This window comes from Mycobacterium sp. NGS33 (assembly GCF_059812885.1).
In genome coordinates, this window is record NZ_JCALDN010000004.1 from 64,332 (window position 1) to 88,206 (window position 23,875).

Genomic DNA, 23,875 nt, shown 5'->3' on the forward strand with positions numbered 1-23,875 from the left:
GAATATGTTTGGCCGCAAGGGCTTTGGTGGTCACTCAGCCGAATAAGGGGAAGGCGCGCTTACGGGCAAGCGCATCCATTCCGTCCTGGATGGCGTCTTGCACCTCATGGTATTTGTGTTCGACGTACTCGTCGTCGTCAGCGCGCGCGGGATCGTTGTCGAGTTCCACCGCGGGCATGAACCGCGTCCGGATCTTAGCCGGCAGGGGCAGCTGCGGAAGCGCCGCCGGCGCGACCCCCCACGGCAACGAGACCGCCAACGGAAACACCTTGAGCCGCAGGATCCGGTCCAGGCGCAGGGCTTTCGACAAGCGGTCGCCGCGAATCAGCACCGGCATCGCGTCGGCACCGCCGACGGTGGCGATGGGCACGATCGGCACGCCGGCCCGGATCGCCATCTTGACGAAGCCGGTCCGCCCCGCCAGGTTGGCCTGATCGCGCTCCGTCCACGGGCGCAGCGAGTCCACTTCCCCGCCCGGCCACAACGCCACGTCACGCCCCTCCGCCAAGGCGGTGGCAATCGCGTCGGGCGCGGCCGGCAGCACGCCCATCGACCGGAAGTAACGCCCGAACAACGGAATTGCCATCAACGCGTCGTGGGCCGTCCCGTGCAGGGGGCGCTCCTGTCCGAACCGCCGCCACCACTGCAGGCCGACGGTCCACGCGTCCCAGACGAACGGCGCCCCGGAGTGAATCCCCACCAACAGCGCCGGCGGCGACTCGGGAATGTTCTCCCAGCCGTCGATCTCCATGCGAAACCAATAGTCCACCAGCACGTTCCACAGATACTTCTGACGCTGCAGGGTGGCCTCGTCCTGGCCGGACAGATCCCATCTCGCCGCGCGCTCGGCGACCCAGCCGCTCACCCCGCCGCTCTGCTTGTGGCGTCGTTCGTCCATGGCCTCGCGGGCTTGCTCGGCGTGCCGCTTCGCCTGAGCGCGCACCGGCGCCGTCCTATGATCCGGGTTACTCATGAGTAGTCGCATACCCGATTCCGCCGCGCACGATTCCCCTCAATACAAAATCTCCCCGCGCCACGACGGTGTGGCGCGGGGAGATTTCCTACTCAGATCAGGTGTGGGTTGCGGGCGCAGGCGCGGGAGCCGGCGGGGCACCCGGTGCCGGGCTGTTCGGCGCACCGGGCGCCGCCCCACCCTCCACGTTGGACGTCCAGATCAGGATGTCCTGGTTGCCGTCGTTGTAGACGACTCCGTTCGGGGGCGCGCCGGTCACGTCGAAGTACAGCGTGCCGGTCGATTCATTGCCCGGCGCGATCGGCGCGGGGTTGAGCCCGTTGGGCGCCCCGACCTTGTCGATCACGCGGTAGTTCTGGCCGTTCGGCCCGCGGGCGATGAAGTCGTTGACCATCGGGGTGACCAGCCCACCGTCCGACCTGGCGCTGATGTCGGCCTGGTACAGGGTGCCTTTCGGCGTGTAACCGGGAATGGTGACATTACTGGGCTGCAGGTTGCTGACGGTGTAATTGGTGACCAGCGGCCCGTCGACGAGTTGTTCGCTGGTGCCGAACCCCTGAATGTTGGGCGCGGCAGCAGCGGGCGTCGCCGCGAAAACACTTGCCATCGCTATCCCCCCGGCAGCGGCGGCTGTGGCGACGGCGCTCTTGGTGACCTTCATTGTTCATTCCTTTCGTGTCGAACAATTGCCCCCAGAAGGGCATAGAGGTATACGCAGCAAATATCCAGCCGGCCTTCGCTTTAAACGCCCGCCCCCGCCCTATGGAGCCAAACCGCCCGGTTAACCGCGGAAAAGAGAAGTTTTCCGGGACAGCATCTTTCGCCACAGTTCATAACAGCCGCATCATCACTCACATCGGGCACCGCGATTAGGGCGGGTGTTGACGGGTAACCGGTGCGCTGAGGCCCGCGCCCGCAATTGCGCGGGTGGGCAGGCCGAGAGACAGCCGCAAAAGGGGGCAGCAAGGTTCAACGGGGAAACTCCCAACACCCGTTGCTCGGCGTGGCCGGAACGTGAATCGCACAACCAACTTTGAATCGGTAAAGGAAATGGCATGGGCTTCGCGGCGCAACAACAATCCGTACCCGGCGTCCAGGGGCAGATGGATCCGATTCCCGACTGTGGCGAAAACAGTTACCAGGGCTCGGGAAAACTGCTGGGCAAAAAGGCGATCATCACTGGCGGCGATAGCGGCATCGGGCGCGCGGTCGCCATCGCCTACGCGCGCGAGGGCGCCGACGTGTTGATCGCCTACCTCAACGAGGACGACGACGCGCGGGACGTCGCTCGCTACGTCACCAACGCCGGTCGCAAGTGCGTGCTGATGCCCGGCGACCTCTCCGACGCGGCCCACTGCCGCGCCGTGGTGGATCGGGCGGTGCAGGAGTTGGGCGGCGTGGACGTCCTGGTCAACAACGCCGCCTTCCAGATGATGCACCAGAGTCTCGACGAGATCAGCGACGAGGAGTGGGAGTACACCTTCCGGCTCAACATCGGTGCATACTTCTACCTCGCGAAGGCCGCCGTGCCGCACATGCGGCCCGGCTCGTCGATCATCGGCAGCTCGTCGGTCAATTCCGATTCCCCCAATCCCACCCTGGCGCCGTACGCGGCGACGAAGGCGGCCATCGCGAATTTCTCGGCCAGCCTGGCTCAGCTGTTGGGCGACAAGGGGATTCGAGTCAACAGCGTGGCGCCCGGTCCGATCTGGACCCCCTTGATCCCGTCGACGATGCCGCCGGACAGCGTGGAATCTTTCGGGGACAACGTTCCGTTGGGGCGTGCCGGCCAGCCGGCCGAACTCGCCGCGATCTACGTGCTGTTGGCTTCCGACGACGCGAGCTACATCTCCGGGGCCCGGGTGGCCGTGACGGGCGGCCGACCGATCCTGTAGCCAAAACCGTTGCACCGCAGCGACTTCTCGCCGACGGTCTGGACGCGGTCCGTCGGCCCGCTCAGCGACCCCGGACCCGGCGGTTGTGCTTCTTGATCGCGTCCACCAACTCCGACTTGTTCATGCGGGACCGTCCCGCGATGTCGAGCCGGCGGGCCACGTCGAGCAGGTGGGTTTTGCTGGCATTGGCGTTGACGCCCTCGGCCGACTCCCCGGTCGGCCGCAGACCACCGCGCTCGGCGCGCTCGTCGGAGGGGCCCTTCTCGTCCTTGGCCTCCCAGTGGTCGCCGACCTTCTCGAAACTGTGCTTGACAGCCGCGTACGCCACCCGGTGGGCGCGCTCCTCGCTGCCGTACTCGTCGGCGGCCGCATCATGGGCCTTCGCAAACGTGCGTTGGGCCTTGGCGCTGGAACGTTGCAACGTGCTGGGCAATTCGCTCTTTTTGGCCGCGCCGCCCTTCGTCGTCTTCGGCATCGAACCTCCTCGTGTACCACACCCGCTTCGGGTAGCCAACCGATTACCCCGTTGCGGCGCGGACAATCACGGTCGGCCCGATGTGCGCGTCGGTCCGGCGGAAATATGTCAATATCGTTGACATGATTCAGGCCGACGACGCTCCGCTGGGTTATCTGCTCTACCGGGTGGGCGCGGTGCTGCGACCCGAGGTCTCCGCCGTGTTGGGCCCGCTGGGGCTGACCCTGCCCGAATTCGTTTGCCTGCGCATTCTTTCGATGTTCCCGGGGATGTCGAGCGCCGAATTGTCTCGCCACACCAACGTCACCCCGCAGGCGATGAACACCGTGCTGCGCAAGCTGGAAGAAATCGGGGCGGTGGCGCGCCCGTCGTCGGTGTCCTCGGGGCGCGCGCTGCCGGCCAACCTGACCGGCCAGGGCCGCGCGCTGCTCAAGCGCGCCGAAGGAGCGGTCCGCGGCGCCGACGCCCGCATCCTGAGCAAGCTCACCGAAACTCAGCAGCGGGAATTCAAAAGGATGCTCGAGAAACTCGGCTCCGACTAGCGGCGATCACACGAGCGACCATCGGGTCCCGATCACCCGTCCTGGATGCGCGCCCACGGCTGCGCCTCTTCGAGCTCGAAGGCCAATTCGAGCAGCAGCGCCTCCTGCCCGATGTCGGCCGAGAGCATCATGCCCACCGGCATGCCGTCGGCGGACTGGGCCAGCGGCAGCGAGATGGCGGGTTCCCCGGTGACGTTGTGCAGCGGGGTGAACGAGACCCAGTCGATCAGCCGGCTGATCACCTGCCGGTAGTCAGTCGGTGCCAGGAACCCGATGCGCGGTGTCTCGTCGGCCAGCGTCGGCGTGAGCACCGCGTCGTAGGTGCGGGCGAAGCGCGCGGTGCGCCTGCGCGCGCGCCGCAGCCGCACGATCGCCGTCGGCAGGCGGTGGAGGTTGCGGCTGGTGTGGCGAAGCAGACCCAGCGTCAGGCTGTCCAACTTGGTGCGATCGAACGTCTCGCCGAACATGTGTCGCCCGCCGCGCACCTGGGCCAGCGCCAGAAACCCCCAGTACATGACGAAGTCGTCGACGAAACTGGCGGCGACCGGGGGCTCGTCGACGTGTTCGACGCGGTGGCCCAGCTCCTCGAGCAGACCCGCGGACTTCAGCGTCAGCTCCCGCACCTGGGGGCTGCACTCGCGCCGTATCGAGCGGGTGAGCACCGCGATCCGCAGCCGCTGCCGGCCGGGAGCCGTGACGTCGCCGATCGGTGCCAGCTTGGGGTTGCGCCAGATGCGCTCGGCCTCGCGGTAGAAGGCCGCGGTGTCGCGCACCGAGCGGGTCACCACGCCGTTGACGACGACACCGACCGGCATCCGGCGCAGCGTCGCGTCCAGCGGCAACCGGCCGCGCGACGGTTTGAGGCCCACCAATCCGTTGCAGGCGGCCGGAATCCGGATCGAGCCGCCGCCGTCGTTGGCGTGCGCCATGGGCACCACGCCGGCGGCGACGAAGGCGCCCGATCCCGACGACGACGCGCCGGCGGTGTAGTCGGTGTCCCACGGATTGCGGACCGGGCCCAGCCGAGGATGCTCGGCCGACGCGCTGAACCCGAATTCGGACAGCTGCGTCTTGCCTACCGAGGTCAGCCCGGTGGCCAGGAACAGTTCGGTGAACACGCTGTCGGTGGCGGCATCGCGGCGCGTCCACGCGTCGGTGCCGTGCATCGACGGCTGACCAGCGACGTCGACGTTGTCCTTGATGAACGTCGGGACGCCGGCGAAGTAGCCCGTTGCCGGGGCGCCCGCGGCGGCCCGCGCCTGCTCGAAAGCCGCGTACGCCAAGCCGTTCAGCAGCGGGTCGACCGCCTCGGTGCGGGCGATCGCGGCCTCGATGACCTCGGCGCGGCCCACCCGGCCGGACCGAAGGGCGTCGGCCAGGCCGACCGCGTCCAGATCGCCAAGGGCATCGTCGCCGAACGCGTGCACGTGTCGCATAGCACTGACGCTAACCCGCGCACCCGCCCCACCGGGAGGTTTCCCGCCTTGTCCGCCGCCGGGGCGGTCAGGCCTCGATCAGGCCTGACCCACCTCGAAGCGAACGAACCGCGTGACCGTGACACCGGCGTCGTCGAGCAGCGCCTTGACGGTCTTCTTGCTGTCGGACACCGACGGCTGCTCGAGCAGCACCGCGTCCTTGAAGAAACCGTTCAGCCGGCCCTCGACGATCTTGGGCAGGGCCTGCTCCGGCTTGCCCTCCGCCTTGGCGGTCTCCTCGGCGATGCGGCGCTCGCTGGCCACCACGTCCTCGGGCACGTCGTCGCGGGACAGGTAGCGGGCCTTGAGCGCGGCGATCTGCAGCGCGACGGCGTGCGCGGCCTCGGTGTCCGAGCCCTGGTATTCCACCAGCACGCCGACCGCGGGCGGCAGGTCGGCGGCCCGCCGGTGCAGGTAGGTCTCGACGGTGCCGTCGAAGTTCGCGACGCGGCGCAGCTCCAGCTTCTCGCCGATCTTGGCCGACAGCTCCGCGATGGCCTGCTCGACGGTCTTATCACCGACGCTGGCGGCCTTGAGCTCGTCGACGTCAGTGGCCTTCGACGACACGGCCGCGGCCACGATCTGGTCGGCCAGCGCCTGGAACTCCGCGTTCTTGGCGACGAAGTCCGTCTCGCTGTTCAGCTCGATCAGCGCGCCGCCCTGGGCCGCGACCAGACCCTCGGCCGTCGCACGCTCGGCGCGCTTGCCGACGTCCTTGGCGCCCTTGATCCGCAGCGCCTCGACGGCCTTGTCGAAGTCACCGTCATTTTCGGCCAGCGCGTTCTTGCAGTCGAGCATCCCGGCACCGGTGAGTTCCCGAAGCCGCTTGACGTCGGCAGCGGTGAAGTTCGCCAATGGTCAGCCCTCCTATGAGGATTCAGTGGTTGATTCGGGGGTGCCCGCAGCGGCGTCGGTGGGGGCGGTGGTGGTAGCGGAGGCCAGCAGCTCCTGCTCCCATTCGGCGAGCGGCTCGGCGGCCTCGGCTTCGGGCTTGCCGTCGCCGCGGCCGACCCCGGCGCGGGCCTGCAGGCCCTCGGCGACCGCGGAGGCGATCACCTTGGTCAGCAGCGCGGCCGAGCGGATCGCGTCGTCATTGCCCGGGATCGGGTAGTCGACCTCGTCGGGGTCGCAGTTGGTGTCCAGGATCGCGATGATCGGGATGTTGAGCTTCCGGGCCTCCGCGACCGCGAGGTGCTCCTTGTTGGTGTCGACGACCCAGATCGCCGACGGCACCTTGGCCATGTCGCGGATACCGCCGAGGCTGCGCTCGAGCTTGTTCTTCTCGCGGGTCAGCATCAAGATTTCCTTCTTGGTGCGGCCCTCGAAGCCACCGGTCTGCTCCATCGCCTCGAGTTCCTTGAGGCGCTGCAGCCGCTTGTGCACGGTGGAGAAGTTGGTCAGCATGCCGCCCAGCCAGCGCTGGTTCACGTAGGGCATGCCGACGCGGGTCGCCTCCGCGGCGACCGATTCCTGCGCCTGCTTCTTGGTGCCGACGAACAGGATGCTGCCGCCGTGGGCGACGGTCTCCTTGACGAACTCGTACGCCTGGTCGATGAAGGTCAGCGTCTGCTGCAGGTCGATGATGTAGATGCCGTTGCGGTCGGTGAAGATGAACCGCTTCATCTTGGGATTCCAGCGACGGGTCTGGTGCCCGAAGTGGGTGCCGCTGTCGAGCAGCTGCTTCATGGTTACGACGGCCATGCTTGTGCCTTACGTGTGTCGGTTGTCGCCTGGCATCGGGTGACGCCGGGCCCTGGCGGCTGCTGCGATGCCGGACCCAGCCGGGAAACCCGGTCGGGACCGCCCGGCATGCGATTGCGTTCTCCTAGTGGAACCAGAGACGCGATGCAGACGCGCGAAGTCAGCCCGCGAACGAGCTGCGACCAGCAGTTTACACCGTCTCAGCAGGTGCTTTTGCCACGCTTCCCCAACCGGGCCGCTCCTGCACAGACCGGCCGGATCCGGGTGGACCGGCCCGCGGGGACGCGCTGAACTGGCTGGATGCGGTGGAGTGCGCTGCTGGTGTGCGCGTCCCTGGTCAGCGCGGCGCCGGCGGTTGCCGCCGAGGATCGCCTGGAGTGGCCGCTGCGCCCGCCGCCGGCCGTTGTCCGGGGATTCGACGCCCCGGCCCAGGACTGGCATCCCGGGCACCGGGGGGTCGACCTGGCCGGGGCGGCCGGTCAGCCGGTGTACGCCGCGGGCGCGGGGACGGTGGTGTTCGCCGGTGTGCTGGCCGGGCGGCCCGTGGTGTCGCTGGCCCATCCCGGTGGGTTGCACACCACTTACGAGCCGGTGCGGGCGAGCGTGCGGGTGGGCCAGCAGGTGACGGCCGCGAGCGTGATCGGCGCGCTGGTCGCGGGGCACGCCGGGTGCCCGGTCGCGGCGTGTCTGCACTGGGGCGCGATGTGGGGGCCGGCGTCGGGCGCCCGCTATGTCGATCCGCGGGGATTGCTGACGTCCACGCCGATCCGGCTCAAACCGCTGAACCCGTGAGCCGGCTCAGGCCCGGGGGTGGGCCTGGTCGTGCACCGCGCGCAACCGGGACACCGCGACGTGGGTGTAGAGCTGGGTGGTCGCCAGGCTGGAATGCCCGAGCAGCTCCTGGACCACGCGCAGGTCGGCGCCGCCCTCGAGCAGGTGGGTGGCCGCGCTGTGCCGCAGGCCGTGCGGGCCCATGTCCGGCGCGCCGTGGACCGCGGCGACGGTCTGATGCACCACCGTGCGCGCCTGGCGAACGTCGAGCCGGCGGCCCCGCGCACCCAGCAGCAGCGCCGGCCCCGATTCCGCGTTGGCCAGGGCGGGGCGTCCGTCGGCCAGCCAGGCATCCAGGGCCTCGGCGGCGGGCCGGCCGAACGGCGCGCTGCGCTGCTTGTTGCCCTTGCCGAGCACTGTGACGAGCCGGTGATGGGTGTCGACGTCGTCGATGTCCAGGCCGCACAGCTCGCTGACCCGGATCCCGGTGGCGTACAACATCTCGACGATCAGCCGGTCGCGCAGCGCTAGCGGATCACCTTGCTGCGCACCGCTTTTGGCAGCGGCCATGGCGTCGGCGGCCTGGTCCTGGCGCAGCACCGCGGGCAGGGTGCGGTGCGCCTTGGGCACCTGGAGCCGCACGGCGGGGTCGGCGCTCAGCAGCCCGCGACGGACCGCCCACGCGGTGAAGGCCTTGACGGCCGAGGTGCGCCGGGCCAGCGTCGTGCGGGCGACGCCGGCCGCGGCCGCGGCGGACAACCACGAGCGCAGCAGCGGCAGGCTCAGCCCGTCCAGGCCCGCGCCGCGGTCACCGACGAAGGCGAGCAGCGAGCGCAGGTCGCCGAGGTAGGCGCGACGGGTGTGCGCCGAGCGCCCGCATTGCAGCTCCAGGTACTCGTCGAACTCGTCGAGAATCGCCTGCACTCCCCCACGGTCGCAGGGCGCAGTGGGGCGCTCTAGTCGACGCGCCGAAGCGTGTCCGGGGTGAGATCTTTGAGCGTCGGATAGCCGTCGACGGCCATGATGAGGTCGGCTTCGGCCAGGATCGAGCGCAGCACGTGCACGACGCCGTCGACGCCGCCGAGCGCTAGGCCGTAGGCGTACGGGCGGCCGATGCCCACCGCCGTGGCGCCCAGCGCGAGCGCCTTGACGACGTCGGCGCCGCTGCGGATGCCCGAATCGAACAGCACGGGCAGCCCGTCGGCCGCCTCGACGACCCCGGGCAGGCACGCGAGGGCGGGCAGGCCGCCGTTGGCCTGGCGCCCGCCGTGGGTGGAGCAGTAGATGCCGTCGACGCCGCCGTCCCTGGCCCGCCGGGCGTCGTCGGGGTGACAGATGCCCTTGATGATCAACGGCAGGTCGGTCAGCGACCGCAGCCACCCGAGGTCGTCCCAGGTCAGCGGGTTGCCGAAGGTGGTCACCCACTGCAGCACGGTGCCTTGCGGGTCCTCTTCCGGCGGGCGCTGCAGTCCGGCGCGAAAGACCGGGTCGCTGGTGTAGTTGCTCAGGCAAAGCCCCCGCAACTGGGGAAAGTTGGCCGTGCTGAGGTCGCGCGGGCGCCACCCCGGGATCCAGGTGTCCAGCGTGACGATGATGCCCTTGTAGCCGGCGGCTTCGGCGCGCTGGACCAGGCTGGCGGCCAGGTCGCGGTCCTTGGGCGTGTACAGCTGGAAGAAGCCGGGGGTGTCGCCGAACTGCGCGGCGACGTCTTCCATCGGGTCGGCGGTCAGGGTGGAGACGACCATCGGGACGCCGGTGGCCGCGGCCGCGCGTGCGGTGGCCAGGTCGCCGTGGCCGTCCTGGGCGCAGATGCCGATGACGCCGATCGGCGCCATGAACACCGGCGACGGCAAGGTCAGGCCGAACAAGTCCACCGACAGGTCCCGCGCGGCGGCACCGACGAACATCCGCGGTATCAGGCCCCAGTGATCGAACGCCTCGCGGTTGGCCCGCTGTGTGCGTTCGTCGCCGGCGCCGCCGGCGACGTAGCTCCACACCGACGGCGACATGGCCCGCTCGGCGCGGGCCTCCAGCTCCGCGAAGGCCATCGGCAGCGCGGGCGCCACCCCGCCGAGGCCCTTGAAGTAGATCTCGTTCTGGTAGTCGCCGAATGCCATGAAAAAGACAATGCCAGGCGGCCGTCAGGCTGACGAATTGGCCGACTCGGCCTGCGCCAGCTCCTTCTTCCACTGCCGGAACGTCTCTTCGGTGCGGCCGCGACGCCAGTAGCCCGAGATCGACGCCGCCCACTTGGCGTCCACCCCGCGCTCTTTGCGGATGTAGGGCCGCAGGTTGTGCATCACGGCTTGGGCCTCGCCGTGGATGAAGACGTGCACCTGACCCGGCAGCCAGGGGGCGCTCTTGACGGCCTCGATCAGCGGCGCGTGATCGCCGGCACGGTCCTCGGGGACCAGGTCGGCACGGCCGCCGCGGTACACCCAATGCACCTCGACGCCGTCGGGTGCGCTCAACGGGATCTCGTCCTCTGGGCCCGCCACCTCGATGAACGCCTTACCGACGGCGCTGGGGGGCAACGCTTCCAGCGCCGCGGCGATGGCCGGCAGCGCCGATTCGTCGCCGGCCAGCAGGTGCCAGTCGGCGGCGGGGTCCGGGGTGTACGCGCCGCCGGGGCCCATCAGGTAGATCGGCTGGCCGGGCTGGGCCGTCGACGCCCACTGCCCCGCCATGCCGTGCTCGCCGTGCACGACGATGTCCAGCGTGATCTGGCGCTTCTCGACATCGACGTTGCGCACGGTGAGCGTCCGCACCGACGGCTTCTTCTCCGGGGGCAGGTCGGCGAAGCTGTCGAGGGTCAGCGGCCCGGGCAAACCGGCCACGTCCACGTCGTCGGCGACGAACACCAGCTTGACGTAGGAGTCGGTGAACTTGCTCGGCACGAAGGCGTCAAAATCCTTGCTCCCGAGCACTATCCGCACCATGTGCGGCGTGAGTTGTTCGGTACCGACGACCTCGAAGCATTGCAGTGGTCGACCTGCCACTTGTCCTCCTGTTCACACCCCGACCCCCGCTCGACTATACGAGTCGCGTCGTCGCTGCAGCTCGGCCCGCGGAGGCCCGGACAATCCGCCACCGCCCGTCCTGGCGCTGCACCAGCCCGGCCAGCTCGAGCATCGCCAGCGGTCCCAGCGCTAGCTCGGGCACCATTCCCGAGGCGACGGCGATCTCGTCGACGGTGGCCGCGCCGCGCCCCGGCAGCGCCTCGTAGACCCGGCGTTCGGCGTCGGTGAGGCCATCGAGCGGCGTCGCGGGGTGCGGATCCTCGGCGGCCAGCTCCCCGATGTGGCCGATGAGCTCGACGACGTGGTCGGCCCGGGTGACCAGCTCGGCGCCGTTGCGCAGCAGCGCGTGGCAGCCCGCCGACGCCGAGGACGTCACGGGCCCGGGCACCGCTGCCACCACCCGCCCGAGTGCCCGGGCCCAGGCCGCGGTGTTGGCCGCGCCGCTGCGCAGGCCGGCTTCCACCACCACGGCGGCCCCGGCCGTGGCGGCCACCAGCCGATTGCGGGTCAGGAACCGGTGGCGGGCGGGGCGGATACCGGGCGCGTATTCGCTGAACACCAGCCCGTGCTGGCCGATCCGGTGCAGCAGCGCGGTGTGACCGCTCGGGTAGGGGACGTCGAGCCCGCCGGCCAGGACGGCGACGGTGATGCCGTCGCAGCCCAGCGCGGCGCGGTGCGCCGCGCCGTCGATGCCGTAGGCGCCGCCCGAGACCACCGCGACGTCGCGCTGCGCCAACCCGGCCGCCAGTTCCCCGGCGACGTGCTCGCCGTACGTGGTGCACGCGCGCGTCCCGACCACGGCGGCCGCCCGGTGCGCGACCTCATCGAGCCGGACGGGTCCCAGCGCCCACAACACCATCGGCGGCACCATCGGCGCACCGCCGCGGGGACGCGGTGCCGCACCGCGGAACGCGGCGAACGCCAGGACCGGCCATTCGTCGTCGTCGGGGGTGATCAACCGGCCGCCACGACGGTCGAGCATCTCCAGATCGGCTGCGCTGCAGTCGAGTTCGCGCCTGGCCTGGGTGCGACCGGCCAGGCCGTCGTCGACCAGTCCGCGGCGGACCAGGTCGGCCGCCTCGACCGGGCCGACGCCCCGCACCAGCGCGGCGAGCTCGGCGCAGGGCGGCTCGGCCACCCGGGACAGATAGGCCCAGGCGCGCAGCGTGGGGTCGTCGGGCGCCGTCGTCATCGCCGTGCCCCCCGCGCCAAGGACGCGCCAAGAATCCTTTGAGCCGCGCGCGCGAGTGTGGGGTCGTCAGCCGCCCGCCGCACCCCGGCCCGCAACGAACGGAACGACCCATGATCCTCGACCTGCCGATGGTGTACAGCGTGTCCGAGCGCCCCAAGAACCCCTGGGCCGTCGCGGCGTTCGCTCTCAGCTTGGTCAGCTGGATCGGTTTTCCCATCCCCCTCATCAGCATCGGGCTGGCCTGCCTCGGGCTGCGCGAGATGGAACAACGGGGTGAAAGTGGCCGTGCCATGGCCCAATTCGCCCGGGCGTTCGCGATTCTGGTGAGCGTCGCGATCGCGGTGCGGGGTGGGCACACCGATTGGCTGACCATCGCGCGCTGGTAGCGCGCCATGGCGCTGCGTCGCGGCGCTCATCGCTGCGCCCCAGGTTGACGGAAGCTGAGTGCGGCGGCAACTTCGTCGGTCCCGGGCGAGGTGCGGCCCGCGAGGTCGGCCAGGCTCCACGCGACGCGCAACGTGCGGTCGAGGCCACGGATGCTGAGCAGCCCGCGGTCCAGCGCCCGTTGCAGCGGCTCCATCGCCGCGTTGCCGGGCCGAAACTTCCGGCGCAGCAGCGTCCCACTGACCTCGCCATTGGTGCGAAACCCGTGCGGTCGCCAGCGCTCGGCGGCGGCCGCGCGGGCCTGCGCGACCCGGTGGCGAACCTGCGCACTCGATTCGGCGTCTCTGGCCGCGAACGCCCCGGCCTTCACCTGGTGCATCTGCACGCGCAGGTCGACCCGATCCAGCAGCGGTCCCGAAAGCTTGCCCAGGTAGCGGCGTTTGGCCGCCGCCGCGCAGATGCAGTCCTGCGGGTCTGCCGGCGCGCACGGGCACAGGTTGGCGGCCAGCACCAGCTGAAACCGGGCGGGATAACACGCCACCCCGTCGCGGCGGGCCAGGCGAATCTCGCCGTCCTCCAACGGCGTTCGCAGGGCCTCCAGCGCGCTGACCCGGATCTCGGCGCACTCGTCGAGGAACAGCACCCCGCGATGGGCCCGGCTGACCGCGCCCGGGCGCGCCATCCCGGACCCGCCGCCGACCAGCGCGGCGACGCTGGAACTGTGATGGGGCGCCACGAACGGCGGCCTGGTGATCAGGGGGGTGTCGCCCGAGAGCAGCCCGGCCACCGAGTGAATCGCCGTCACTTCCAGGGACTCGTCGTCGGTCAACGGCGGCAGCAACCCCGGAAGGCGTTGGGCTAGCATGGTTTTGCCGACGCCCGGCGGCCCGGTGAGCATCAGGTGGTGGGCACCGGCGGCGGCCACCTCCACCGCGAACCGCGCCTGCGTCTGCCCGACGACGTCGACCAGATCCGCCGCGGGCTGGCCGTCGGTCGGTTTCGCGTCGATCCTGCCGTCCAGGGCGCCGGTGCCGCTGAGCCACTTGTGCAGCTGGCCCAGGGTGCGCACGCCCCACACGTCGACCCCGTCGACCAGGCTGGCCTCGGCGAGGTTGTCGACGGGAACCACCACGGCCGGCCAGCCGTCGCGCTTGGCGGCCAGCACCGCGGGCAGCACCCCGCGCACCGGGCGGACCCGGCCGTCCAGGGACAGCTCGCCGAGCAGCACCGTCTTCTCCAGCCGGTCCCAGGGGTTCTTGCGCTGCGCCGACAGCACCGCGGCGGCCAGGGCGAGGTCGTAGACCGACCCCATTTTGGGCAGCGTCGCCGGCGACAGCGCCAGGGTGAGCCGCGCCTGTGGCCAGCTGTTTCCGCAGTTGGTGACGGCGGCCCGGACCCGGTCGCGTGATTCCTGCAGGGCGGCGTCGGGCAGGCCCACCAGGTGCACGCCGGGCAGCCCGGAGGTGATGTCGGCTTCGATCTCGACGATCTGTCCGTCCACGCCGCGCACCGCGACGGAGAACGCGCGTCCCAGCGCCATCAGCCGATCCCCCGCAGGTGGGTGATTTCGGGGGTGCGGCGGCGCCCGATCCGCACCCCGATCACGTCGATGCGGATCGCGGCCCAGCGGTGGTGCTGGCCGGCCAGCCACAGCCCGGCCAGCCGGCGCAACCGCCGCACCTTGCGGGGCGTGACGGCGTGCGCCAGGCCGCCGTATCCGTCGCCGGTGCGGGTCTTCACCTCGACGAACACCAGCGTCGACGCGGCGTCGTCGCGGGCGATGATGTCGAGTTCGCCGTAGCGGCAGCGCCAATTGCGCTCCAGGATGCGCAATCCCATCCGGGTCAGATGATCCACGGCGAGCGCCTCACCCAGCGCCCCCAGCTGGATGCGGGTCATGGTCGTTTCGGTTGTCATGCGGGCCACGGTGCCCGGTGCCCCCGACGGGACGGGCCGCCGTGGCCGCCCGAAACCGCCCGCGACGCCCGGTTATCCCCAGTGCGGCGTTCCTCCACAGCCGGCGGAGAAGCGCTAGGTGATCCGCTCGGCCCCGGTGTAGATGTTCATCGAGTCCTCCCGCAGGAACGCCACCAGTGTGATGCCGGACTCCTCGGCCAGCGAAACCGCCAGCGACGACGGCGCGGACACGGCCGCCAGCACGGGAATCCCGGCCATCACGGCCTTCTGCGTCAGCTCGAACGACGCCCGCCCGCTGACCAGCAACACCGAGCCCTGCAGCGGTATCCGCTCGTGCTCGGTGGCCCAGCCGATCACCTTGTCGACCGCGTTGTGCCGCCCCACGTCCTCGCGGACCACCAGCATCGCGCCGTCGGCGCCGAACAACGCCGCGGCGTGCAGGCCCCCGGTGCTGTCGAAAACCTTTTGCGCGGCACGCAATTGACCGGGCATCGCCTCGAGGGCGGCCGCGGCCACGGTCGTGTGGTCGCTGCCCGGCGAGAACCGGCTGAGCAGCCGCACCGCGTCCAGTGACGCCTTGCCGCACACCCCGCAGGACGAGGTGGTGTAGAAGTTGCGGGTGACGTCGAGGGCCGGGGGTTTCACCCCGGGGGCCAGCGTCACGTCCAGCACGTTGTAGGTGTTCTCCCCGTCGACGGCGCCACCGCAATACCGAATGGCCACCACGTCCTCGCGGCCCGCGATGACGCCTTCGGTGAGCAGAAAGCCTTGGGCGAGTTCAAAATCCGATCCCGGGGTGCGCATCGTCACGGTGACCGCGGCGCCGTCGACCCGGATCTCCAACGGCTCCTCGACGACCAGGGTTTCCGGTCGGGTGATCGCTGTGCCGGCGCTCAGATGCGTCACCCGCCGGCGCGACGTGACGTGCCCCACTAGGCGATTTCACCGCCGGCGGCCGCCGGGGTCGAAACGTCGCGAGAAACGACGGAACGCTCGAGACCCATCGGATCAAACTACCCTGGCCGGCGGTCGGCCGCCGAGACGAACAACGCTGTCATACCCCCGAAGCCAGCGCTTCGAGCGTGTCCGACGAGGAGTGCAGTGGGCGCCAGCCCAATTGGGTCTTGGCCTTGGTGGTGTCCATGACCATCGACGTCCGCGCGGTGTGCAGCCATTCCAGCATGGACGGCACCCGCGGTACCCGCGAGATCGCCGCGGAGGCCGCCGTCGCGGCGACGGCGGGGACCCGCACCGGCCGGCCACCCAGCGCCCTGGCCACGTCGCCCACCGTCACGACCCCGTCACCGGCGATGTTGTACACCCCCGGCGGCGCCGGGGCGGTGGCCGCCAGCGCGATCGCCGTCGCGACGTCGTCGTGGTGGACCAGCTGCAGGGGGTAGCCCGGATCGGGCACCACGGGCTTGAGCACCGGGACGGCCTTGACCACCGCCCGCACCGGGCCGGGCAGCTGGTTCCACGGCATGGCGTCGGCCAGCGCGGTGGCCTTGGGGCCCGCGACGACGCAGGGCCGCAGAACGAACACCTCGAGCGGCGAGTCCTTGGTGATGTCGGCCAGCAGCGCCTCGCAGGCGGCCTTCTGCTCGGAGTAGTAGTGCTCGGCGGATCCGCGGGCGGCCACGTCCTCGGTCAGCGGGACGGGATTGTCGGAGTGGTAGCCGTACGCGGCCACCGACGAGGTGTACACCAGGCGCCGCGGCCGTTCGGCGGCCACCGTCGCCTCGAACAGATTGCGGGTGCCCTGCAGGTTCACCCGGGCGCTCTCGTCGCGCGACCCCATGATGATGAAGGCCAGGTGGATCACGACGTCGGCCTGTGCAACCAGGGCGTCGACGGCCTCGCGGTCCAGGATGTCGCCCTGCTGATAGGTGGTCTTCTGCCAGCCGCGCGACGACGGGTCGAACGGCCGGCGAGCCATCCCGATGATCGCGTCAACGGCGGGCTCGCGTTCCAGCGCCGTCACCGCGGAGATGCCGATCTCCCCGGTTGGTCCGGTCACTGCGACGGTCACTCCCATTCAGAACGTCCTTCCCTCCTGCGGCCAGCCGAAACCCCGCGCGCGTGGTAGAACCATCTTTCCAACGTCTCGCGACCAGTGAGCCCTGGGACGTCATCGTCAGCATGTTTGGCGGTCAACGGTGACCGGCGTGATCGCCGGATCTGTGCAACCGGACGAAACAGGGTGTAAGGCTGGTACGGGCGGCGGATAATCTACGGCGATCGAATGCGGATAACACCGCCGACACCGCAGGAATGAGGCATGACATGGCGGACCAATCGAAGACTGGCGCGGACGCGCCCGCGACGGGCGGAGAGAAGGCCGACCCCGCGACGGTGTTCGCCGCCCTCGCCGAGATCATCTACCAGGGCTCCGAGGCCAACCAGATGTATGCGGCCATCTGCGTCGCCGCCACCCTGACCGTCCGCGGCTGCGACCACGCCAGCCTGCTGGTGCGCGAGAACGACAAATACGTCACCGTCGGCGCCAGCGACCAGCTCGCGAAGCACATCGACGACATCGAAAGGCGGGCCGGTGACGGCCCCTGCATCGACGCCATCGAGGAGGAGACGCCGCAGATCGACACCGATCTGACGACCCCGTCGCACTGGCCGCGACTGGCCAAAATCCTGGTCGCGGAGACCCCGGTGCGCGGGGCGATGGGATTTCGCCTCCTGGTCGACAAACGCAAAGGGGCGGCGCTGAACCTGTTCAGCGACACGCCCAACATGTTCGACGCCGAATCCGCCGGGCGGGCCGCGGTGCTGGCCGCGTTCGCCAGCGTCGCCATCAACGCGGTCGCCAAGGGCGAGGACGCCGCCAGCCTGCGCCGCGGGCTGCTCAGCAACCGCGAGATCGGCAAGGCCGTCGGCATGTTGATGCTGCTGCACGAGATGAGCGAGGACGAGGCCTTCGATCTGCTGCGCCGCCACTCCCAGGCGCTGAACATCAAGCTGGCCGACGTCGCGCGTGAGGTCATCGAGCAGCGGGGCCAGCTGCCCGTTCCCGGCGTGGGCGAGCTTCCCCCGGATACGTAGCGGCTATTCGGGGAGCCGCAGCTCCGGCTTTTCGACCTCTTCGATGTTGACGTCTTTGTAGGTGACCACCCGCACCTGCTTAACGAACCGCGCGGGCCGGTACATGTCCCACACCCAGGCGTCGGACAGTCGCAGCTCGAAGTAGACCTCGCCGTCGGCGTTGCGTGGCGTCATCTCCACACTGTTGGCCAGGTAGAAGCGCCGTTCGGTCTCCACGACGAAGCTGAACTGGCCGACGATGTCCTTGTATTCGCGGTACAGCGAGAGCTCCATCTCGGTTTCGTACTTTTCGAGATCTTCTGCACTCATCTGCTCAGACGTCCTTCTCCCAGACCGTTTTCCCGGACCTCCCGGCGCTAGCCGCCGTTCGCCGGGGTGGGAACCCTGTTCCCATCTTTCCTCACCGGGATCCGTCGCGCTGCAGCGGTGGGTCCGGTTTGCACTCGGCCACCACCTGGGCGCCCGAGCCGTTGGCCACGCGCCGCACGTTGATGAACGAATAGCGATGTTCGGGGCACGGCCCCAGCCGCGCCAGCGCCGCGCTGTGCGCCGGCGTGCCGTAGCCCTTGTGCAGGGCGAAGCCATAACCGGGATGGTCGGCCTCCATGGCGACCATCAACCGGTCCCGGCTGACCTTCGCCAGCACGCTGGCCGCGGCGATACACGCGGCGACGGCGTCGCCGCCGATGACCGGCAGCGACGGGACGGCCAGGCCGGGCACCCGGAATCCGTCGCTCAGCACGTAGCCGGGCCGCACGGCCAGTCCGGCGACGGCACGGCGCATGCCCTCGATGTTGGCGACGTGCACGCCGCGCCGGTCCACCTCGGCCGGCGGGATGAACACCACGTGATAGGCCAGCGCATAGCGCCGAATTAGCGGGAACAGCTTCTCCCGGGCGGCCTCGGTGAGTTTTTTGGAATCGTCAAGGGCGGCAAGGCTTTCCATGCGCCCCGGCCCGAGCACGCAGGCCGCCACCACCAGCGGTCCGGCGCAGGCGCCGCGGCCGACCTCGTCGACGCCGGCGACCGGGCCCAGCCCGCTGCGGTACAGCGCCGATTCCAGGGTGCGCAACCCCGACGACTTGCGGATCACCGTCCGCGGCGGCCACGTCGTGGCCATGGCTACTTACTCTGCTGCGGGTTCACCGACCCCACGCCGCCCCACCGGGACGGCGGCCACACGATGAACCTGGCTTTCCCGATCACGTTGGACACCGGCACGGTTCCCGAGCTGGGGTCGCCGGTGCACAGCACCCCCTTGAGGGCTTCGGCCGGCACGCTGGTGCAGTGGGCGCGCGAGTCCGCCGAGTGCGTCCGGTTGTCGCCCATCACCCACAGCCGCCCCGCCGGGACGTGCACCGGCCCGAACTCGCTGCCCAGGCACGGGTACACCGACGGGTCGGCGGCCATGGTGGTGCGGTCCAGGTACGGCTCCTTGAGCGGCTTGCCGTCGACCGTCAACCCGGTCTCGGCCCGGCACTGCACCGTCTGCCCGCCGACCGCGATGACCCGCTTGACCAGGTCGTTCTCGTCCGGTGGCACGAACCCGACGAAGGACAGGGCGTTCTGCACCCAGCGCAGCACGGTGTTGTTGGACCGGATCGACTTGTAGCCGAGGTTCCACGGCGGCGGCCCCTTGAAGACGATGACGTCGCCGGGGCGCGGCGCGGTGAAGCGGTAGCTGACCTTGTCGACCATGATGCGGTCGCCGACGCAGCCCGTGCACCCGTGCAGCGTGGGCTCCATGGATTCCGACGGGATCAGGTAGGGCCGCGCCACGAAGGTCAACATGACGTAGTAGAGGACGACGGCGATCACCGCCAGGATCGCGAATTCACGCAACGTCGACCGCTTGGGTTCCGCCGGGTCGGCGGCCTCAGGCGTCTGGGCCGCCGGCCCCGGTTCGGGTATCGACCCGGCCGTCGCCGCGGCGTCGTCGGGGCGTGTCTGAAGGTTGCGGGTAGAGACCTTCGGATCTGACTCGCCGGCGGGCGGCTCGGGCTTCGATGAATCCGCGGTATCGGTCACGAGATCAGCGTAGTCAGCGCGCGGTGTGGGTCGCGAAACCGGCAAGCGATCCGCCGCCGGAAACGAGGGGACGAATCATCAGCGCCGCCAAGGCGTCCCGGCTCAGCGCTTCTCCTTGATCTTGGCCTTCTTGCCGCGCAGTTCGCGCAGGTAGTACAGCTTCGCGCGACGGACGTCACCGCGGGTCACCACCTGGATGTGGTCGATGTTGGGCGAGTGCACCGGGAAGGTCCGCTCGACGCCGACGCCGTAGCTTTCCTTGCGCACGGTGAAGGTCTCACGGATGCCACCGCCCTGGCGGCGGATCACAACGCCCTTGAACACCTGGATGCGCTCCTTGGCGCCCTCGATGACCTTCACGTGCACGTTGATGGTGTCGCCCGGGCCGAAAACCGGGATGTCGTCGCGCAGCGACGCCTGATCGACGAAGTCCAGCCGGTTCATGCGAGACACTTCCTTGAGGTCGCGGCCGACGGCAGCTACCCACACGCAGGTGTGAGGCGGTCGCCAAGCCGATGGTTTCGGGCTTTCTGGCGTATCTCGCAGCAGGCGGGAAACGGCTCGACCGGCCTGCAACCGCTGGAGACAACTGGTCAATTGTGCCAGACGGGGCGCGTGCCGCGAAAATCACAGCAAGTCGGCGGTTCGTAACGCGCCAAACGCGCTGGTAAATGGTACATATGACTGGGGTCAGAACGCGCTACCCGCACACCAGCGTGATGGCCGCTGCAGGTGGCGCGACGGGTCCCGCCCTTGCACTGTGTTCCAGTCACGCCGGAGGAGACGAATGCGGGTACGTCCGCTGACGCTAGTCACCGCCACCGCGGCGGTGACGTTGGTGGTTGCCGCGGGCTCCGAGGCGCTGGTGCAGGCGAAGGTCTACACCCTGCCGGTCGCCGCGCCCGTTCGGGTCATCTCGGCGCCCCCCACGTCGCCTCCCCCGCAGTCCGCCACGGTGATGCTGGAGGCGGCCGCCCCGGCGCAGGCACCGCAGGCGCTGCCGAACCCGGGATTCCCCCAGCTGCAGACCCGCATCCAGCAGGCCGCGGACGAGGCCGCCGGCAGCGGGGCCGCCCTGTCGGTGGCCATCCTCGACCGCACCACCCATCAGCTGGTCACCAACGGCAACAGCCAAGTGATCGGCACCGCGTCGGTGGCGAAGCTGTTCATCGCCGACGACCTGCTGCTGCACGAATCCGAGGGCAAGGCGCCGCTGAGCGCCGACGACCGCCAGGCGCTGGACATCATGCTGCAGTCCTCCGACGACGGCGCGGCCGAGAGGTTCTGGGGTCAGGGCGGCGGGGCCGCCATCATCACCGAGGTGGCCGCCCGCTACGGCCTGGCCTCCACCACCCCGCCCAGCGACGGGCGCTGGTGGAACACCATGAGCTCGGTGACCGACCTCATCCGCTACTACGAGATGCTGCTGGACGGCTCGGGCGGCCTGCCCGCCGATGACGCCAAGATCATCGTCAACGACCTGGCCCAGTCCACCCCCACCGGGCTGGACGGCTACCCGCAGCGGTTCGGCATCCCGGACGGCCTGTACGCCGAGCCGGTCGCGGTCAAGCAGGGCTGGATGTGCTGCATCGGCAGCGATTGGATGCACCTGTCGACCGGCGTGATCGGGGCCGACCGCCGCTACATCATGGTGGTCCAGTCCCTGCAGCCCGCCGACGACGCCACCGCCCGCGACACCATCACCCGGGCGGTCAAGACGATCTTTCCCGACGGCCGCATCGAGGCGCCGCGACACGGGCTCTAACGAGCCGAGTCGTCGCCGGGCTCAAGCAGTTCGGGGCGCCGGTCGCGGGTCCGCTGCAGCGAGATCTCGCGGCGCCAGGCGGCGACGCGCGCGTGGTCACCCGACAGCAGCACCTCCGGGACGTCCAGCCCGCGCCAGCTCGGCGGCCGGGTGTAGCTGGGCCCCTCCAGCCGCCGGTCCAGTGCCGGTGAGTGCGAATCCTCGCGGTGCGACGCGGGATTGCCGAGGACCCCGTCGAGCAGGCGCAGCACGGCCTCGATCATCACCACCGCCGCCGACTCGCCGCCGGGCAGCACGTAGTCGCCGATCGAGACCTCTTCGACGCGCATGCGCCGCGCGGCGTCGTCGATGACCCGCTGGTCGATGCCCTCGTAGCGACCGCACGCGAACACCAGGTGGGTCTCGGCGCTCCAGCGCGCGGCCGTCGCCTGCGTGAACAGGCGCCCGGCCGGGGTGGGGACAACGAGAAGCGTTTCCCCGGAGGTGATTTCGTCAAGCGCGTCGCCCCACACCGGCGCCTTCATCACCATCCCCGGGCCGCCGCCGTAGGGGGCGTCGTCGACCGAGCGGTGCACGTCGTGCGTCCAGCGCCGCAGGTCATGCACGTGCAGATCGACCGTGCCGGAGCGAATCGCCTTGCCCGGCAACGACTGCCGCAGCGGGTCCAAAAAGGCCGGAAAGATCGTGACGACGTCGATTCTCATAGTGAAGCCCTACAGATCCAGCAGGCCTTCGGGCGGATCGATCTCCACGGTCCCCTCGTCCAGCGACACCGAGGTGACGATCGCGGTCACGAACGGCACCAACACTTCTCGCCGCCCGTCGCCGGAATCCTGCCGCACCGCCAGCAGTTCACCGGCTGCGGTGTGCAACACCTCGGCGACGACGCCGACCTGCTCGCCGGCGGTGGTGTGCACGCGCAGGCCTTCGAGCTGATGGTCATAGTAGGTGTCCGCCTCGTCGATGTCGGGCAGGTCCGCGGAGTCGACGACGAACACCATGCCGCGCAGCGCGTCGGCGCCGTCACGGTCGGTGACCCCGGCCAGCCGCACCAGCAGCCGCCCGCCGTGCTCGCGCACGGCCTCGATGACACAGCTGCGTTCCGCACCGCCGCGAGAGGGCTTGGCGCGCAACGTGTTACCCGGCGCGAACCGGGCGGCGGGATCGTCGGTGCGGATCTCCACCACCAACTCGCCGCTGATGCCGTGGGCTTTCACCACGCGCCCGACGGTCAACTCCAAGGGAGTTCCATGAGCAGCGCTGGCCTACTGGTCGGTGTCCACCACGTCGACACGGATGCCGCGGCCGCCGATGCCGGCGACCAGCGTGCGCAGTGCGGTGGCCGTGCGGCCCCCGCGGCCGATCACCTTGCCCAGATCGTCGGGATGGACGTGCACCTCGACCGTCCGCCCCCGGCGGCTGGTCACCATGTCCACCCGGACGTCATCGGGGTTGTCGACAATCCCGCGAACCAGGTGCTCAACAGCGTCAACGACAACCGTACTCATCGCCGCTATCAGCTTTCGGTGGTCGGCGCGGCCTGCTCGCCGCCCTCGGCGGGCGCCTCGGCCTGCTCGGCGGTCTCCGCCGGGGCCTCGGCTGCGGCCTGTGGCTCGGCGGCTTCGGCAGACTCGTCTGCGGCCTTCGCGGCCTTCTTGGCCGGGGCCTTCTTCTTCGGCTTGGCGGCCTCGGTGGTCGGTCCGCCGTCGGCCTCGGCCAGCGCCGCGTTGAACAGCTCGAGCTTGCTGGGCTTGGCGGGGGCGGCCTTCAGGCGGCCCTCGGCGCCGGGCAGGCCCTTGAACTTCTGCCAGTCGCCGGTGATCTGCAGCAGCTTGCGGACGGGCTCGGTGGGCTGGGCACCCACGGACAGCCAGTACTGGGCGCGCTCGGAGTTGATCTCGATCAGGCTCGGCTCTTCCTTGGGGTGGTAGCGGCCGATGACCTCGATGGAGCGGCCGTCGCGCCGGGTGCGTGCGTCGGCGACGGCGATGCGGTACTGGGGATTGCGGATCTTGCCAAGCCGGGTGAGCTTGATCTTCACAGCCATGGTTAAGCGAATTCTCCTGTGTGTGTCACGCTGCAATTCGGCGATCGGGGCCCGATGCCCGGATCCGGTTTTGCCTCGCGTGTGTGACCGGTCGGCGATGCATGATCGCTCGGCGGACAGCCGCCCATTGTGCCAGAACAGGGGCGATGACCAGAAATCGCCCGCATAGCCAAGGCCGAGCTCACATCACTTTTTGAAAGACCTTGGTCTCGGCCCGCCGGCTCATGCGCCACCCGTCGGGCGTGCGCACGAACTCGTCGTCGTACCAGAGCCCGCAGAACAGCACCTGGTCATTGTCCCCACCCAGCACCATCGGGTTGAAGCAGATCACCCGCGACGAGGCCGTGTCCCCGTCGATCCGGACCGAGAAGTTGCCGAGCATGTGGGCGTACACCGGGAAGTTGGGCAGCACCTCGGCCAGCCACTTCTTCACCTCGGGGTACTGGCCCTCGATGCCGCCCAACGCCGTGTAGTCGATGTAGGCGTCGGGGGTGAACACCATGTCCAGATCGTCGAATCGCCGGTTGTCGATGGCGGTGGAGTAATCCACCAGCAGCTGCTGGATCTCGAGGCGATCCGAGATCTCTTCCAGGCTCAACATGCATCGGACAGTACTGAAGATCCGCCCGGGGCAGG

At 69.9% G+C, this 23,875-nt stretch carries 27 protein-coding genes and 2 pseudogenes; 6 read left to right on the forward strand and 23 right to left on the reverse strand.

Annotated features, from left to right (window positions below):
* Positions 1 to 34: 34 nt before the first annotated feature.
* A complete protein-coding gene (locus AC5Y5B_RS10505) occupies positions 35 to 973 on the reverse strand; it encodes a lysophospholipid acyltransferase family protein (RefSeq protein ID WP_112632980.1) in 939 nt (312 codons plus the stop codon).
* A gap of 97 nt (positions 974 to 1,070) precedes the next feature.
* A complete protein-coding gene (locus AC5Y5B_RS10510) occupies positions 1,071 to 1,634 on the reverse strand; it encodes an MPT63 family protein (RefSeq protein WP_112632981.1) in 564 nt (187 codons plus the stop codon).
* A 394-nt stretch (positions 1,635 to 2,028) separates the two neighbouring features.
* Here AC5Y5B_RS10510 and AC5Y5B_RS10515 point away from each other — a divergent pair, with 394 nt between their 5' ends.
* Entirely contained in the window at positions 2,029 to 2,868 is an 840-nt protein-coding gene (locus AC5Y5B_RS10515) for an SDR family oxidoreductase (protein WP_500005314.1), read from the forward strand.
* Between the two features lie 61 nt (positions 2,869 to 2,929).
* Here AC5Y5B_RS10515 and AC5Y5B_RS10520 read toward each other — a convergent pair whose 3' ends face one another.
* Positions 2,930 to 3,343: a ChaB family protein gene (locus tag AC5Y5B_RS10520; protein WP_112632983.1), complete on the reverse strand. Its 414-nt coding sequence runs from the start codon at positions 3,341 to 3,343 to the stop codon at positions 2,930 to 2,932.
* Between the two features lie 122 nt (positions 3,344 to 3,465).
* Between AC5Y5B_RS10520 and AC5Y5B_RS10525 the strand changes: the two genes are divergently transcribed.
* On the forward strand, positions 3,466 to 3,885 hold the full coding sequence (locus tag AC5Y5B_RS10525; RefSeq protein WP_112632984.1) for a MarR family winged helix-turn-helix transcriptional regulator: 420 nt from the start codon (positions 3,466 to 3,468) through the stop codon (positions 3,883 to 3,885).
* Between the two features lie 32 nt (positions 3,886 to 3,917).
* Here AC5Y5B_RS10525 and AC5Y5B_RS10530 read toward each other — a convergent pair whose 3' ends face one another.
* The 3 genes from AC5Y5B_RS10530 to rpsB all read right to left on the reverse strand — a co-directional run bounded on the left by AC5Y5B_RS10530 (position 3,918) and on the right by rpsB (position 7,061).
* Positions 3,918 to 5,321 (reverse strand): amidase, encoded by a 1,404-nt coding sequence (locus tag AC5Y5B_RS10530; RefSeq protein ID WP_112632985.1) that lies wholly within the window; start codon positions 5,319 to 5,321, stop codon positions 3,918 to 3,920.
* Positions 5,322 to 5,399: 78 nt separating this feature from the next.
* On the reverse strand, positions 5,400 to 6,215 hold the full coding sequence (gene tsf / locus AC5Y5B_RS10535; RefSeq protein ID WP_112632986.1) for a translation elongation factor Ts: 816 nt from the start codon (positions 6,213 to 6,215) through the stop codon (positions 5,400 to 5,402).
* Between the two features lie 12 nt (positions 6,216 to 6,227).
* A complete protein-coding gene (gene rpsB / locus AC5Y5B_RS10540; protein ID WP_112632987.1) occupies positions 6,228 to 7,061 on the reverse strand; it encodes a 30S ribosomal protein S2 in 834 nt (277 codons plus the stop codon).
* A 300-nt stretch (positions 7,062 to 7,361) separates the two neighbouring features.
* Here rpsB and AC5Y5B_RS10545 point away from each other — a divergent pair.
* Positions 7,362 to 7,847 (forward strand): annotated as a pseudogene (locus AC5Y5B_RS10545) (M23 family metallopeptidase); the annotation flags it as partial.
* A gap of 12 nt (positions 7,848 to 7,859) precedes the next feature.
* On the opposite strand, the gene AC5Y5B_RS10550 reads toward AC5Y5B_RS10545, so the two are convergent.
* From AC5Y5B_RS10550 to dprA, 4 genes are read right to left on the reverse strand one after another with little or no spacing between them, the layout of a single operon-like run.
* Positions 7,860 to 8,756: a tyrosine recombinase XerC gene (locus AC5Y5B_RS10550; protein ID WP_112632990.1), complete on the reverse strand. Its 897-nt coding sequence runs from the start codon at positions 8,754 to 8,756 to the stop codon at positions 7,860 to 7,862.
* 32 nt (positions 8,757 to 8,788) lie between these two features.
* Positions 8,789 to 9,949: a lactate 2-monooxygenase gene (locus tag AC5Y5B_RS10555; protein ID WP_500005315.1), complete on the reverse strand. Its 1,161-nt coding sequence runs from the start codon at positions 9,947 to 9,949 to the stop codon at positions 8,789 to 8,791.
* 24 nt (positions 9,950 to 9,973) lie between these two features.
* Positions 9,974 to 10,831, reverse strand: a complete 858-nt coding sequence (locus tag AC5Y5B_RS10560; protein WP_112632992.1) for a siderophore-interacting protein — start codon at positions 10,829 to 10,831, stop codon at positions 9,974 to 9,976.
* A 34-nt stretch (positions 10,832 to 10,865) separates the two neighbouring features.
* Positions 10,866 to 12,044, reverse strand: a complete 1,179-nt coding sequence (gene dprA / locus AC5Y5B_RS10565; protein WP_500005316.1) for a DNA-processing protein DprA — start codon at positions 12,042 to 12,044, stop codon at positions 10,866 to 10,868.
* Positions 12,045 to 12,154: 110 nt separating this feature from the next.
* On the opposite strand from dprA, the gene AC5Y5B_RS10570 reads away from it, so the two are divergent.
* Positions 12,155 to 12,430, forward strand: a complete 276-nt coding sequence (locus AC5Y5B_RS10570) for a DUF4190 domain-containing protein (RefSeq protein ID WP_500005317.1) — start codon at positions 12,155 to 12,157, stop codon at positions 12,428 to 12,430.
* A 26-nt stretch (positions 12,431 to 12,456) separates the two neighbouring features.
* Here AC5Y5B_RS10570 and AC5Y5B_RS10575 read toward each other — a convergent pair whose 3' ends face one another.
* The 4 genes from AC5Y5B_RS10575 to AC5Y5B_RS10590 all read right to left on the reverse strand — a co-directional run bounded on the left by AC5Y5B_RS10575 (position 12,457) and on the right by AC5Y5B_RS10590 (position 16,380).
* Positions 12,457 to 13,968: a YifB family Mg chelatase-like AAA ATPase gene (locus AC5Y5B_RS10575; RefSeq protein ID WP_112632995.1), complete on the reverse strand. Its 1,512-nt coding sequence runs from the start codon at positions 13,966 to 13,968 to the stop codon at positions 12,457 to 12,459.
* A complete protein-coding gene (locus tag AC5Y5B_RS10580; RefSeq protein ID WP_112632996.1) occupies positions 13,968 to 14,345 on the reverse strand; it encodes a YraN family protein in 378 nt (125 codons plus the stop codon). Before AC5Y5B_RS10580 ends, AC5Y5B_RS10575 begins: the two co-directional genes overlap by 1 nt.
* 114 nt (positions 14,346 to 14,459) lie before the next feature.
* Positions 14,460 to 15,278: a formate dehydrogenase accessory sulfurtransferase FdhD gene (gene fdhD, locus AC5Y5B_RS10585; RefSeq protein ID WP_500005318.1), complete on the reverse strand. Its 819-nt coding sequence runs from the start codon at positions 15,276 to 15,278 to the stop codon at positions 14,460 to 14,462.
* A 121-nt stretch (positions 15,279 to 15,399) separates the two neighbouring features.
* On the reverse strand, positions 15,400 to 16,380 hold the full coding sequence (locus AC5Y5B_RS10590) for an NAD-dependent epimerase/dehydratase family protein (RefSeq protein ID WP_112632998.1): 981 nt from the start codon (positions 16,378 to 16,380) through the stop codon (positions 15,400 to 15,402).
* Between the two features lie 248 nt (positions 16,381 to 16,628).
* On the opposite strand from AC5Y5B_RS10590, the gene AC5Y5B_RS10595 reads away from it, so the two are divergent.
* Entirely contained in the window at positions 16,629 to 17,399 is a 771-nt protein-coding gene (locus tag AC5Y5B_RS10595) for a GAF and ANTAR domain-containing protein (RefSeq protein WP_500005319.1), read from the forward strand.
* 3 nt (positions 17,400 to 17,402) lie between these two features.
* Here AC5Y5B_RS10595 and AC5Y5B_RS10600 read toward each other — a convergent pair whose 3' ends face one another.
* The 4 genes and pseudogenes from AC5Y5B_RS10600 to rplS form a co-directional block, all read right to left on the reverse strand.
* Entirely contained in the window at positions 17,403 to 17,708 is a 306-nt protein-coding gene (locus AC5Y5B_RS10600) for a DUF2469 domain-containing protein (protein ID WP_500005392.1), read from the reverse strand.
* A gap of 51 nt (positions 17,709 to 17,759) precedes the next feature.
* Positions 17,760 to 18,519, reverse strand: a pseudogene (locus AC5Y5B_RS10605) (ribonuclease HII); the annotation flags it as partial.
* A 2-nt stretch (positions 18,520 to 18,521) separates the two neighbouring features.
* Positions 18,522 to 19,427, reverse strand: coding sequence for a signal peptidase I (gene lepB / locus AC5Y5B_RS10610; RefSeq protein ID WP_500005320.1), 906 nt, complete (start codon positions 19,425 to 19,427; stop codon positions 18,522 to 18,524).
* 102 nt (positions 19,428 to 19,529) lie between these two features.
* Positions 19,530 to 19,871: a 50S ribosomal protein L19 gene (gene rplS / locus AC5Y5B_RS10615; RefSeq protein WP_064877853.1), complete on the reverse strand. Its 342-nt coding sequence runs from the start codon at positions 19,869 to 19,871 to the stop codon at positions 19,530 to 19,532.
* 343 nt (positions 19,872 to 20,214) lie between these two features.
* On the opposite strand from rplS, the gene AC5Y5B_RS10620 reads away from it, so the two are divergent.
* Positions 20,215 to 21,192, forward strand: a complete 978-nt coding sequence (locus tag AC5Y5B_RS10620) for a serine hydrolase (RefSeq protein ID WP_112633002.1) — start codon at positions 20,215 to 20,217, stop codon at positions 21,190 to 21,192.
* On the opposite strand, the gene trmD is transcribed toward AC5Y5B_RS10620, so the two are convergent.
* The 5 genes from trmD to AC5Y5B_RS10645 all read right to left on the reverse strand — a co-directional run bounded on the left by trmD (position 21,189) and on the right by AC5Y5B_RS10645 (position 23,840).
* A complete protein-coding gene (gene trmD / locus AC5Y5B_RS10625; protein ID WP_112633003.1) occupies positions 21,189 to 21,896 on the reverse strand; it encodes a tRNA (guanosine(37)-N1)-methyltransferase TrmD in 708 nt (235 codons plus the stop codon). The two genes, AC5Y5B_RS10620 and trmD, sit on opposite strands and share 4 nt — an antisense overlap.
* A gap of 9 nt (positions 21,897 to 21,905) precedes the next feature.
* Entirely contained in the window at positions 21,906 to 22,433 is a 528-nt protein-coding gene (rimM, locus tag AC5Y5B_RS10630; protein WP_112633004.1) for a ribosome maturation factor RimM, read from the reverse strand.
* Between the two features lie 24 nt (positions 22,434 to 22,457).
* Entirely contained in the window at positions 22,458 to 22,700 is a 243-nt protein-coding gene (locus tag AC5Y5B_RS10635; RefSeq protein WP_003878715.1) for an RNA-binding protein, read from the reverse strand.
* An 8-nt stretch (positions 22,701 to 22,708) separates the two neighbouring features.
* Positions 22,709 to 23,239 (reverse strand): 30S ribosomal protein S16, encoded by a 531-nt coding sequence (gene rpsP, locus AC5Y5B_RS10640; RefSeq protein ID WP_112633005.1) that lies wholly within the window; start codon positions 23,237 to 23,239, stop codon positions 22,709 to 22,711.
* A 181-nt stretch (positions 23,240 to 23,420) separates the two neighbouring features.
* A complete protein-coding gene (locus AC5Y5B_RS10645; RefSeq protein ID WP_500005321.1) occupies positions 23,421 to 23,840 on the reverse strand; it encodes a nuclear transport factor 2 family protein in 420 nt (139 codons plus the stop codon).
* Positions 23,841 to 23,875 lie beyond the last annotated feature (35 nt).